Consider the following 12,046-nt stretch of genomic DNA (forward strand, 5'->3'; position numbering starts at 1 on the left):
GTCGGGGCGATACGCCTCGGCTCCCACTGCCCGGGCCGCCCGGCGAGATCTCCCGAACCGAACGGCCGTAAGCCCGTCGCCATGTTCTATACTGCCATGAAGCAGAACGATGTCCAGCCCGATGCCAAGCCCGCGGGAGGTGCCGATGAACGAGTCCTTAGCCGTCACGGTCGAGGGGTTCGTGGCGGAGTCCCTTGCCACCCATGGCCGAGATCCCCGGCACCTGCTCCAGCATTTGATCCGCGTCCAGCAGCGTTTTTCCTGCGTGCCGGACGCGGCGGTAGAAGCCTTGTCCGCTGCACTGGATGTCACCCGCACTCAGGTGCGCGCAGCGATTGCCTTCTACGCCTTTCTGCACGATCGCCCGCGCGGCGCCTTCGAGATCCGTTTCAGCGACAACATCACCGACCGGATGCTCGGCAGCCGGCGTCTGATCCGTCTGTTGATCGAGCGTCTCGGGTTGACGGGCCTGCCGGCGTGGGGATGCGACCTCGTCCGCGTCGACGGGCGCGTGAGCGTCGGTCTCGCCTCCTGTACCGGGATGTGCGACCAAGGCCCCGCGCTTCTGGTCAACGGCCAAGCCGTGACCAACCTGGATGCGCAGCGGATGGATCGTATCGCCGATCTGGTGCAGGAGGGCATCCCGCTCGAGCGTTGGCCGGGCGAGTTCTTTCGGGTCGAAAACAATATCCGTCGGCGCGGACTGCTCCTCGGCAACCCGGCGACCGACGGCGCAGCACTGCGTCGGCTTGTCGATGAGGGCGCGGACGCGGCGCTCGCGGAGGTGGAGCGCTCGGGACTGCGCGGACGCGGCGGGGCGGGTTTTACCACCGCACTCAAATGGCGCTTTTGCCGCGAGGCTCCGGGGACCGATCGTTATGTCGTCTGCAACGCGGACGAGGGCGAGCCCGGCACCTTCAAGGATCGCGTCCTGCTGACCGACTATGCGGACCTGGTGATCGAGGGTATGACGGTCTGCGCTGGGGTCCTCGGGGCGCGTCGGGGCTTTCTCTATCTGCGCGGGGAGTATCTCTACCTCTTGCCGCATCTCGAATCGGTGCTGCAGCGCCGACGCGCCGAAGGTTTGCTGGGCACGCGCATCCTGGGTGCGGATGGCTTGGACTTCGACATCGAGATCCACTTGGGTGCAGGCGCCTATATCTGCGGCGAGGAGTCGGCGCTGATCGAGTCGCTCGAGGGCAAGCGCGGTGTCACGCGCAAGCGCCCGCCCTTCCCGGTGACCAGCGGCTTCGACGATCAGCCGACGGTGGTGAACAATGTCGAGACCTTCCTCGCCGCCGCGCGGGTGGTCCAATGGGGCGGCTATTGGCTCCGCGGCGAAGGCACCGATCAGTCCGCCGGCAGCAAGATCCTTTCGGTCAGCGGGGACTGCGCTCGGCCCGGTATCTACGAGTATCCGTTCGGTACGCCGGTCCATCAGGTCCTCTCCGACTGCGGGGCGGAGAATACTCAAGCGGTCCAGATCTCGGGTGCCGCGGGTGCGACCCTCTCGCCGGCGGACTTCGATCGCATCATCGCCTTCGAGGACCTGCCGACCGCAGGCTCCTTCATGATCTTCGATCACCGCCGCGACCTGCTCGACATGGTCCGCAACTTCGCCGCCTTCTTCGCGCACGAGAGTTGCGGCTTCTGCACCCCCTGTCGGGTCGGCGGGGCGCTCCTGCGCAACCTGGTCGAGAAGGTCGCCGCCGGGCAGGGCTCGGAATACGACCTGAGCGAGATGCGCCATATCGGCGCGGTGATGCGCCAAGCGAGCTATTGCGGGCTCGGGCATACGGCACCCAACCACGTGCTCAACACGCTCGACAAATTCCCGCAGATCTATCGTCGGCGCCTGGCGCGCGAGGCCCACACCCCGTCCTTCGACCTGGATGCGGCGCTTTCGGAGGCTCGCGCACTCACGGGTCGAGACGACGTCGGAGCCCATGTCCGGGACGGTTCGGAGGTGTCCTCATGAGCAAGACCTTCAAGCTCGACGGCCGCGAGATCCCCTTCGAGACCGGCCAGACCATCATGGACGCGGCACTTGCTGCCGGGGTCTATATCCCGCACCTGTGCCACAACCCGGAGCTCGCGCCGCACGGCAGTTGTCGTGTGTGCCTTGTCGACATCGGCGAGCGTCAGGTCTCGGCCTGCACCGCCGCGGCGAGCGAGGGGATGGAGGTCGACAGCAGCTCCGAGACGATTCAAGCGACGCGCCGAGCCATCCTTCAGATGCTCTTCGTGGAAGGCAATCACGTGTGTCCCGCCTGCGAGAAGAGCGGGGCCTGTCAGCTCCAAGCAGTCGCCTATTACACCGGGATGCTCGCACCGCACTTCACCCACTTCTTCCCGCGCCGGCCGGTCGATGCCTCGCATCCCGATGTCGTCATCGACTTCAATCGCTGCATCCTCTGCGAGCTGTGCGTGCGTGCCAGCCGCGACCACGACGGCAAGCGGGTCTTCGCCATCAGCGGGCGAGGTCTCGAGAGCCATCTGGTGATCGACTCGCCGAGCGGTCTGCTGGGCGACTCCTGCTTTGCCGCGGCCGACAAGGCGGCCCACGTCTGTCCCACCGGCGCCATCCTGCCGAAAGGTCGCGGCTACGAGACCCCGATCGGCGAGCGTCTCTACGACCGCGAGCCCATCAGCATCGTCGGCGACGTGCGTGCACACGAGGAGGAGGTGGTCTGATGGCCGAGAAGCCCCGTGTCGCGACCGTGTCGCTCTGCGGCTGCTTCGGCTGCCATATGTCCCTTTTGGACATCGACGAGCGGATCCTGGATCTGGTCGATCTGGTGACCTTCGATCGCACCCCCTTGACCGACATCAAGACGCTCGGCGACTGCGACCTGGGTCTGATCGAGGGCGGGGTCGCCAACGCCGAAAATGTCGAGGTGCTCCTTGAGTTTCGGCGTCGCTGCAAGGTCTTGGTCGCCTTCGGTGCCTGCGCGGTCAACGGCGGGATCCCGGCGATGCGCAACCAGTTCAGTCTCGCCGAGTGCCTGCGCGAGTCCTACTGCGACGGTATCGGGGTGCACAACCCGGGCATCCCGAACGACCCCGAGATCCCGCTGCTCCTCAACCAGGTGCATCCGATCCACGAGGTGGTTGCGATCGACTACGTCTTGCCCGGCTGCCCGCCCTCGGCCGATACCATCTGGACCTTCCTGACCGAGTTTTTGGAGGGGAAGCCGATCGCGTTTTCTTACACGCAGATTCATTTTGATTAAACCGCGCCCGGCGCGTTATGCGACGTTTTTGGATGGGATCGGCCCCGGCAGACTTGACGACCGTTGGAGTCGGCGCGGTTTAAGACATTGAAAAATAATTTATTGTAAACCGCGTCCCCGCTAAGGGTTGTCGATGCACGAAACGTCGAGCTCACTCGAGAATGAGCATCTCGCCCTGGAAGCGGTTCAGAGGGTGAGGTTCAGGGTCCGGTAACCTCAATGCCGAACCCTGAACCCTGAACCCTGAACCCTGAACCCTGAACCCTGAACCCCGAACCCCGAACCCCGAACCCCGAACCCCGAACCCCGAACCCGCCCGAGGTTTCGACCATGATCACGAACCTGGAAACCGCCCGGCATCCCGAGACCCTCAAGCGGGTCTGCATCGAGCCGCTGACCCGCGTCGAGGGTCACGGAAAGGTGACCCTGTTGCTCGACGAGGACAACCAGGTCAGGCAGGCGCGGCTGCATATCGTCGAGTTCCGGGGCTTCGAGAAATTCATCCAGGGCCGGCCCTATTGGGAGCTGCCGGTGCTGGTGCAGCGCCTGTGCGGGATCTGTCCGGTCAGCCATCATCTGGCCGCGGCCAAGGCGTGCGATCGGCTCATTGGGGTGGATCGGTTGACGCCGACGGCGGAGAAGGTGCGTCGGCTGATGCATCTGGGTCAGGTGCTCCAGTCCCACGCGCTGCATTTCTTCCATCTCTCCTCGCCCGATCTGCTGTTCGGCATCGACGACGCGGTGGCCCACCGCAACATCGTCGGTGTTATCCAAGACCATCCCGAGATCGCGATGCAGGGCGTGCTGCTGCGCAAGTTCGGACAGGAGGTCATCCGCGTGACTTCGGGCAAGCGGGTTCACGGCACCGGCGCGCTGCCGGGCGGGGTCAACAAGAATGTGAGTCTCGAGGAGCGTGATCTCCTCTTGGCCGACATCGACCGAATCCTCGACTGGGCCGAGCAGGGCGTTCAGCTCATCAAGCGCATCATCCTGACGCGCCCCGACTTTCACTATCGATTTGCCAACGTCGATGCCAACACACTGAGTCTGGTTGCGCCGGACGGCGGCTTCGAGCTCTACGACGGGGGACTGCGCGCGCGCGACTCGCAGGGCGAGACCATCTTCGATCATGCCGACGATCAGGGTTATGCCGAGCTGCTCCACGAGGAGATCAAGCCCTGGAGCTACATGAAGTTTCCCTTCATCGTGGCGCTGGGACCGGAGCAGGGCTGGTATCGGGTCGGCCCGCTCGCGCGTGTCAACAACTGCGCGCGTTTTCAGACCCCGCTCGCCGAGCAGGAGCGTCAGGACTTCGCGGCCGCCGGGGAGGGTCGACCGCTGCAGGCCGCACTCACGACCCATTGGGCGCGGATGATCGAGCTGCTGCACTGCGCCGAGGCGATCCGCGAGCTGCTCGCGGATCCCGACCTGCAGGGCACCGACCTGCGCCGCGACGGCGACCTGCAAACCACCGGTATCGGCGTGCTCGAGGCCCCGCGCGGGACACTCTTCCACCACTACGAGATCGATCCGGACGGATTGGTGACCCGCGCCAATCTCATCGTCTCCACGACCAACAACAATCAGGCGATGAACGAGTCCATCCGCCGCGTCGCCGCCGACGATCTAAATGGGCACGAGCTCACCGAGCCCTTGCTCAACCGCATCGAGGTGGCGATCCGGGCCTATGACCCTTGTCTGTCCTGCGCCACCCACGCGCTCGGTAAGATGCCTCTGGAGCTCGAGCTGCTCGACGCCGAAGGACAGCGTGTCGGACGGCTGGTGCGGAACACCGACGGCTCGATCGCCCGTTGACAGTACCTCGACGCTCTTGTCGCCGAGCCGGGACGACATGTCCCGGGGTTGCGTTGCGCCTTGCCGCGCATCTCGGAGTCTGGCTGGCCTTCGCCGGAACCATCAGGGTTTCCGCGACTGCGCCCAGCCGATCCGGCTTGACGTGTAGGCGCTGTCGATGTTTCGGTCCGGAGACTTATCGCTCCCGCCGGAGCTCCCGGGGATCAGCCACCCGTCCGCTCCCAGCGGAACACCCGCATCGGCGGGAAATTCAGCAGCTCGGTGTCGACCCGGGGGGTGCCGAGGTGGGGACTGCACAGCTCGGCCACCCGGGCGCTGGCCTGGTAGGCGACGAAGCGGCCGTCGGCGGCCAGGCACTCGGCGATGGCGGCCGCGGTGCGAGCGCCCACGGCCCGGGGCATGGTGGAGAAGGGAATGCCGGAGACAACGGCGTCGGCGGCGGCGAAGCCGTGGGCCGCGAGGACGGCCGGGAGCTCGCAGGCGCTGCCGCGGTGGGCGATGAGGCGTCGATCCGGGATGGCTTCCACCAAGCGGTGCAAGTGCGGATTCAGCTCGATGGAGAGCAGCCGCCCGTCCGGCGGCAGTGCGTCCAGGATGGCTCGGGTGGTGCCTCCGGCGCCGGGGCCGAGCTCCACCACCAGCCCCCCGATCCACCCCTGCCGCCGCCAGAACCCGGCGCATCAGGAAACGGGAGCTGGGCACCAGGGATGCTACCTGCATCGGGTGACGGAGGAACTGACGGATGAACAGAAGGCGGCCGTCCACGCCGATGTGGGATCTGCGGTTGTTCACAGTGCGTGTAGCCTCGGTTCTCGATGATCGTTGACGGTCTCGACCAAACCCCGGAGGTGCCCTTTGCCCGGAGGATTGCAACCGCGCCGGCCGAACGCCCCGGCGCCTCGGCGTGCAAGGGCTCCAAGCTCGGTCGTCGTGAAAAACAAACCTGATCCGGCTCCAACGGAAGCTCTAATACCACCTCTCGTCCACCCTCACCATCGCAAAAACGCGGAAAACGGTCGGCTTTCGGCCCGGAGTTGCTTCGCGGCAACTGCTGGCGCAACGCTCGAAGAAGGGAAATCTCGGTTCCCCCGAGGAGTCCGGGGGTCAGCCTTCGGTGCTCGGCCGGCCCTTGCGAGAGCATCACCCTCGGTGCATGCTCCGCGCCAATCTAAGGCACACACTCGGAGCAACCAAGCATGAGCAAGATCCATTTCATCGGCGGCGAGAAGGGCGGAGTCGGCAAGTCGGTGCTGGCCCGCCTGCTCGCGCAGCATCATATCGACAACAACCAACCCTTTACGGTCTTCGACACCGATCAATCCCATGGGGCCATGCTGCGCTTTTACGGCGACTACTCCAGATCCGTCCTACTCGACGCCTTCGAGGATGCCGATCAATTGATGGAGGCCGCGCTTGCCGCGCCCCGGAATGTGCTGGTGGACCTGGCCGCCCAGACCTCGGCACCCTTGTTCCGCTGGATCGATCAGAACGATTTTCTGACGCTTGCCGCAGACGAAGGGGTTGGAGTGGTCTTCTGGCATGTCATGGACGACGGTGCCGACGGTATCGGCCTGCTCCAGCGACTCATCGAGCGTTACGGTGAGGCGGCAGACTATGTCGTCGTGCAGAACTACGGTCGCGGAAAGGATTTTTCCACGTTCCGGAGCTCTCCGGCGCGAGCGGCCGCCGAGGCCGTCGGTGCCCGTTTCATCGAGCTCCCCGAGCTGCACGCGGCCACCATGCGCAAGGTCGATCACCTGGCGGCGAGCTTCTGGGCCGCCGGCCAGAGCCGACCGGGCGGGTTGGGTCTGATGGATCGCCAGCGTCTCAAGGTCTGGATGCGCAAGGCCAACGAGCAGATCGCCTCCTTGGGTCCGGTGCTCGCCGTGCAGCCGCCGTCCGAGTCCGTTCAGGAGTGGTTGACGGGCGTGTTGGACGAGACGTCGCCCGGCTGACCGCATAACCGGTGCGCCTATCGCTCTGATTCAGGCGGGATTCAGGCGAATTCAGCCATCGAAACTACCCTAAGAAGCGCCGTCAACGGTATCATGGGGAGCCAAAATTTCGGAGAGAGTCATGGCGCAGGCGACACGATACGGGCAGTTGACGTTCAGCGACCACGTGGAGCGCGCGCTCCGCGAGGGCGCCATGTGGACCCTCATGGTCGTGGCGCTGTATCTGGTGCTCGCCTTGGCCAGCTACTCCCCGGATGACCCGGGCTGGTCCTACGTGGGCGACGTCTCGCAGGTCAGCAACTCGGCCGGACGGGCCGGCGCCTGGTTTGCCGATGTCACGCTCTTTCTGTTCGGGTTCTTCGCCTATCTGCTCCCGGTGATGGTCGGCTGGAGCGCCTGGCTGGTGTTCCGCGGTCGCGGCGAGGAGCCGGCGCCGCGGACCTGGATCCTGGCGCTGCGCTGGATCGGGTTCTTCATCACCATCGTTGCCGGCTGCGGATATGCCGCGATCCATCTCGCCGAGCTCGGCGCCCATCTCCCGAACGGGGCCGGCGGCGGTCTGGGCCTGCTCGTCAGCGGCAACATGCGCGCCGCCTTCAATACCAGGGGGACCGATCTGCTGCTCGGTGGTGCCCTTTTGGTCGGGTTCACGCTCTTCTCCGGGATCTCCTGGCTGAAGGTGGTCGACACGACGGGTGCTGCCGTTCTGCAGGCTGCGGGCTGGTTCGCGAATGTCGTGCAGGGTGCGGCGACGGGCCTGGTGTTGCGTCGACAGGCTGCGGCAGCTGAGGAGTCGAGCGGGCTTCCCGAGGCATTGAATCTGATCGACGACCCCACGCAATCGGATGGACAATCGATGCTTTCGCGTCTGCAGGACGCGGCCGGCTCCGCGGTAACCGGCGCGGAAGCGCCGGGGCGCGAGCCCGGCGGGCGGCTCGGGCGTCGTCGTTTCGAGGGGGTTCCGCGGCGTGTGCGGGAGGCCATGGCAGAGCCCGAGACCCTGTCGCTCGAGGATCTCAAGCGCGGTCAGAAGCCCGTGCCGGCGGCGGCACCGCGGATCAAGACGGCACCGCGTCCGGTGACCCGACCTGAGCCGCCGGTCCCGGTCAAACAGACCCCTTCGGTACAGGCCGCTTCCGCCGCCCAGATCGCAGCCGGTCGGACCGACGAGCTCAGTCTCCCGCCGCTCGACCTGCTGGATCAGCCGCGTCCGAGCGGCCGAGCCTACTCGGACGAGCAGATCGAGGATCTCTCGCGACAGGTCGAGCTCAAGCTCGCCGATTTCGGGGTCCAGGTCCAGGTCGTGGCCGTCTACCCCGGTCCGGTCGTCACGCTCTTCGAGCTGGAGCTTGCACCCGGCATCAAGGTCAGCAAGATCACCGGACTGGCGAAGGATCTGGCCCGCGCACTCTCGACCATCAGCGTGCGCGTGGTCGAGGTCATCCCGGGCAAGTCGGTGATCGGCATCGAGATCCCCAACCAGCAGCGCGAGACGGTCTTTCTGCGCCAAACCTTCGGCTCGGCGACCTATCAGGACGCCAAGTCACCCCTGACCTTGGGCCTGGGCAGCGATATCTCCGGTCTGCCCGTGGTCGTGGATCTGGCCAAGATGCCGCACGTGCTCATCGCCGGCACGACCGGCTCGGGTAAGTCGGTCGCCATCAACGTCATGATCCTCAGCCTGCTCTACAAGGCAGGGCCGCAGGACGTGCGGCTCATCATGGTCGATCCGAAGATGCTCGAGCTCTCGGTCTACGAGGGCATCCCGCATCTGTTGACACCCGTCGTCACGGACATGAAGGAGGCGGCCAACGCGCTGCGCTGGTGTGTCGGGGAGATGGAACGTCGCTATCGCCTGATGGCGAAGCTCGGGGTGCGCAATATCGGCGGTTACAACCGCCAAATCGCCGATGCGGCGGCACAGGGCAGCACCATCCCGGACCCTACCATCGCGGCCGATTTCGCCGCCGAGCAGGGTGTCGAGGTGCCGGCGCTGGAGCATCTGCCCTATATCGTCGTGGTGATCGACGAGCTGGCGGACATGATGATGGTGGTCGGCAAGAAGGTGGAAGAGCTGATCGCGCGTCTGGCACAGAAGGCGCGAGCCTCCGGGATTCATCTCTTGCTCGCGACCCAGCGCCCGTCGGTCGATGTGCTGACCGGGCTCATCAAGGCCAACATCCCGACCCGGATCGCCTTCCAAGTCTCCTCGCGCATCGACTCGCGCACCGTGCTGGACCAGATGGGCGCCGAGCAGCTGCTCGGCAACGGCGACATGCTCTATCTGCCGCCCGGCGGGAACATCCCGCAGCGCGTGCACGGCGCCTTCGTCGACGATCACGAGGTCCATCGGATCGTCGAGCACCTCAAGCAGTTCGGTGCGCCCGCGTATCTGCAGGATGTGCTGCGCGAGCCGACCGAAGTGCTCCCGGGCATCGACCCCGAGCCGCGCGGCGACACCGAGGACACGGATCCCCTGTTCGACGAGGCGGTCCAGATCGTCGTGGAAAGCAGACGCGCCTCCATCTCGGGGGTACAGCGGCGTTTGAAGATCGGCTACAACCGAGCCGCGCGAATGATCGAGGAGATGGAGCGGATCGGGATCGTGGGCGCGGCGGAGACCAACGGAAACCGCGAGGTCTTGGCGCCGCCGCCGATCGAGGATTGAGGTCGGGTTCGGGGTTCAGGGTTCGGGGTTCGGGGTTGACCAGCACTCGCGACACCGCTTCGCGGCGTTGCGAGTCTCCTCGGCGCTCTGCGCCACGTCGCCTGTCTTTGACTTGAGCTCCGTCGTCGATGCCGGTTCCACCGATAGAATCTTTGGCGTTTTTTCGTGTCTCTGGTGGTTTCATTCGCAGTATTCAGGACTTCATATGACAGATTTCATTCCCTTGATTAATCGGTTCGGGCATCGCCCGAGGCATCTCGGTAACCTTGGTCAATCATCGCGCTTGCGCGTTGTCGTGCTCGCCTTGCTCCTGCCGTTGATCCTTCTGTCCGGGATTGCGACCGCAAATGCCGCCGAGGGCGCAAAGCGGGTCAACGACTATCTCGCCGGACTCGGCAGTCTGCGCGCCGAGTTCGAGCAGTTCACCTTCAATGCCGAGCGGACTCGGATGATGGAGTCGCGCGGCACCCTTTATCTGCAACGCCCCGGCCGTTTCCGCTGGGAGTACAGCACCCCGAATCGACAGGTCATCATCGCCGACGGCAGTCGGGTTTATCTCCACGACTTGGAGCTCAAGCAAGTCTCGCATCAAAGTCAGAACCGCGCGCTGAGCGGGACCCCGGCCCTGCTGCTTGCCGACGGCGGTCCGATCGAGACGCACTTCGAGGCGTCGCCGATCGAAAGCACGGACGGCCGGACCTGGGTCGAGCTGATTCCCAAAGCTCAGGACACCGACGTGGTTCGGATCGAGCTTGGATTCGGCAAAGACAACCTGGAGAGCCTCATCATGGAGGACAGCTTCGGACAGACGACCCGGCTGAATTTCACGGGTGCGGAGCGCAACGCCAAGCTGAGTCCGGATCTGTTCAAGATTGAACAGGGGGCGATGGACGATTTCCTGTCCTTCGACTGAAGCGCGCCTCGGTACGACATGTGCTGTTTGGTGTCTGGGTCGACCTTGCGGATCTCAACGGGCGTCGGCGCAGGCGAGCTTCGGAATGACTGATGCGCCACTCGCCGAGCGGATGCGCCCGGCAACGTTGGACGGATTCTTCGGTCAGCAGCACCTGCTTGCGCCGGGTAAGCCGCTGCGTGGGGCGATCGAATCGGGACAACTCCATTCGATGATCTTCTGGGGGCCGCCCGGCTCCGGTAAGACCACGCTTGCGCGCCTCATCTCGGGTGTCTCGGGTGCGCGCTTCCTGAGTCTGTCCGCCGTTCTTGCGGGCGTGAAGGACATCCGTGACGCGGTTGCCACGGCGCGGACGGTGCGCGATCTGGAGCAGCGACCCACACTGCTCTTCATCGACGAGGTGCACCGTTTCAACAAGGCCCAGCAGGACGCCTTTCTGCCGCATGTCGAAGACGGCACCCTGACCTTCATCGGGGCCACGACCGAGAATCCGTCCTTCGCGTTGAACAACGCACTGCTGTCGCGTGCACGGGTCTATCTGCTTCATGCCTTGGAGACGGAGGACATCGAGCGCGTCCTGGCGCGCGCCCTCGCGGACCCGGTTCAGGGGCTCGGCGATCGTGGGTTGCGTCTGTCCGAGGAGGCCGCCACTCTGCTTGCGGGCAGCGCCGACGGCGATGCCCGCCGGGCGCTGAATCTGCTCGAATTGGCGACCCGGATGACGGCGGGCGAGGAGATTACATCGGCGACCGTCGCGGAGGTGATCGCCGGCAGCGTGCGACGCTTCGACAAGGGCGGGGACATCTTCTACGACCAGATCTCGGCGTTGCATAAGTCGGTACGCGGATCGGACCCGAACGCCGCCCTCTATTGGCTGGCGCGAATGATCGACGGCGGCTGCGATCCGCTCTACGTGGCGCGGCGCATCGTGCGGATGGCGAGCGAGGACATCGGCAACGCCGACCCGCGTGCACTGGACCTGGCGCTCAACGCCTGGGAGGCGCAAGAGCGGCTCGGCTCCCCGGAAGGCGAGCTGGCACTTGCCCAGGCGGTCGTCTATTTGGCCTGCGCTGCCAAGAGCAACGCAGTCTATCTGGCCTGGAACGCGGCCCTCGCGGATGCGCGCTCGTCCGGCTCGCTGGATGTCCCGGTCCATCTGCGCAATGCCCCGACCAAGCTGCTCAAAGAGCTGGGACATGGACGGGCTTATCGCTATGCCCACGACGAGCCCGAGGGATATGCGGCCGGCGAGACCTATCTCCCGGATGCCTTGGCGGGGCGACGCTATTACAGGCCGGTCGATCGCGGCCTGGAGATCCGCATCCGCGAGAAGCTGGAGCGTCTCGATGCGCTGGACGAGGCAGCGGGACGCGACTGAACGTGGCGCTATCGTGTAGGGGCGACTGAAGTCGCCCCTACACGCCTCGAAGACGACTGCCGATGGTGGCCGCCGGGGGTACCG

Annotated in this window: 9 protein-coding genes; 8 read left to right on the plus strand and 1 reads right to left on the minus strand. The window is 65.4% G+C overall.

Annotation, left to right across the window (positions count from 1 at the left end; translation table 11 throughout):
• Positions 1 to 145 precede the first annotated feature (145 nt).
• The 4 genes from KFB96_RS21000 (at position 146) to KFB96_RS21015 (ending at position 5,048) form a co-directional block, all read left to right on the plus strand.
• The gene (locus KFB96_RS21000; RefSeq protein WP_213461062.1) at positions 146 to 1,978 is read left to right on the plus strand and encodes an NADH-ubiquinone oxidoreductase-F iron-sulfur binding region domain-containing protein; all 1,833 of its coding nucleotides are present in this window, start codon (positions 146 to 148) and stop codon (positions 1,976 to 1,978) included.
• Positions 1,975 to 2,694 carry a 2Fe-2S iron-sulfur cluster-binding protein gene (locus KFB96_RS21005; RefSeq protein WP_213461064.1) on the plus strand — a complete coding sequence of 240 codons (720 nt, stop codon included), beginning with the start codon at positions 1,975 to 1,977 and terminating at the stop codon, positions 2,692 to 2,694. The genes KFB96_RS21000 and KFB96_RS21005 overlap by 4 nt, the downstream gene beginning before the upstream one ends.
• A complete protein-coding gene (locus tag KFB96_RS21010) occupies positions 2,694 to 3,233 on the plus strand; it encodes an NADP oxidoreductase (RefSeq protein WP_213461066.1) in 540 nt (179 codons plus the stop codon). Before KFB96_RS21005 ends, KFB96_RS21010 begins: the two co-directional genes overlap by 1 nt.
• A gap of 330 nt (positions 3,234 to 3,563) precedes the next feature.
• Positions 3,564 to 5,048 carry a Ni/Fe hydrogenase subunit alpha gene (locus tag KFB96_RS21015; RefSeq protein ID WP_213461068.1) on the plus strand — a complete coding sequence of 495 codons (1,485 nt, stop codon included), beginning with the start codon at positions 3,564 to 3,566 and terminating at the stop codon, positions 5,046 to 5,048.
• A gap of 203 nt (positions 5,049 to 5,251) precedes the next feature.
• Here KFB96_RS21015 and KFB96_RS21020 read toward each other — a convergent pair whose 3' ends face one another.
• Positions 5,252 to 5,686, minus strand: a complete 435-nt coding sequence (locus KFB96_RS21020; protein ID WP_213501526.1) for a methyltransferase type 12 — start codon at positions 5,684 to 5,686, stop codon at positions 5,252 to 5,254.
• A 558-nt stretch (positions 5,687 to 6,244) separates the two neighbouring features.
• On the opposite strand from KFB96_RS21020, the gene KFB96_RS21025 reads away from it, so the two are divergent.
• From KFB96_RS21025 to KFB96_RS21040, 4 genes are all read left to right on the plus strand, one after another.
• Positions 6,245 to 7,003: a mobilization protein gene (locus tag KFB96_RS21025; protein ID WP_213461070.1), complete on the plus strand. Its 759-nt coding sequence runs from the start codon at positions 6,245 to 6,247 to the stop codon at positions 7,001 to 7,003.
• Positions 7,004 to 7,124: 121 nt separating this feature from the next.
• Positions 7,125 to 9,671, plus strand: a complete 2,547-nt coding sequence (locus tag KFB96_RS21030; protein ID WP_213461072.1) for a DNA translocase FtsK — start codon at positions 7,125 to 7,127, stop codon at positions 9,669 to 9,671.
• 205 nt (positions 9,672 to 9,876) lie between these two features.
• Complete coding sequence (locus KFB96_RS21035) at positions 9,877 to 10,584, plus strand: outer membrane lipoprotein carrier protein LolA (protein WP_213461074.1); 708 nt, start codon at positions 9,877 to 9,879, stop codon at positions 10,582 to 10,584.
• Between the two features lie 85 nt (positions 10,585 to 10,669).
• The gene (locus KFB96_RS21040; protein WP_213461076.1) at positions 10,670 to 11,962 is read left to right on the plus strand and encodes a replication-associated recombination protein A; all 1,293 of its coding nucleotides are present in this window, start codon (positions 10,670 to 10,672) and stop codon (positions 11,960 to 11,962) included.
• The last annotated feature ends 84 nt before the right edge of the window (positions 11,963 to 12,046 follow it).

Source organism: Thiocapsa sp. (assembly GCF_018399035.1).
Classification (GTDB): Bacteria; Pseudomonadota; Gammaproteobacteria; order Chromatiales; family Chromatiaceae; genus Thiocapsa.

Bases quoted from the DNA above. Each gene is read 5' to 3' on its own strand.
- KFB96_RS21000 (WP_213461062.1), top strand. From the start codon at position 146: ATGAACGAGTCCTTAGCCGTCACGGTCGAGGGGTTCGTGGCGGAGTCC.
- KFB96_RS21005 (WP_213461064.1), top strand. From the start codon at position 1,975: ATGAGCAAGACCTTCAAGCTCGACGGCCGCGAGATCCCCTTCGAGACC.
- KFB96_RS21010 (WP_213461066.1), top strand. From the start codon at position 2,694: ATGGCCGAGAAGCCCCGTGTCGCGACCGTGTCGCTCTGCGGCTGCTTC.
- KFB96_RS21015 (WP_213461068.1), top strand. From the start codon at position 3,564: ATGATCACGAACCTGGAAACCGCCCGGCATCCCGAGACCCTCAAGCGG.
- KFB96_RS21025 (WP_213461070.1), top strand. From the start codon at position 6,245: ATGAGCAAGATCCATTTCATCGGCGGCGAGAAGGGCGGAGTCGGCAAG.
- KFB96_RS21030 (WP_213461072.1), top strand. From the start codon at position 7,125: ATGGCGCAGGCGACACGATACGGGCAGTTGACGTTCAGCGACCACGTG.
- KFB96_RS21035 (WP_213461074.1), top strand. From the start codon at position 9,877: ATGACAGATTTCATTCCCTTGATTAATCGGTTCGGGCATCGCCCGAGG.
- KFB96_RS21040 (WP_213461076.1), top strand. From the start codon at position 10,670: ATGACTGATGCGCCACTCGCCGAGCGGATGCGCCCGGCAACGTTGGAC.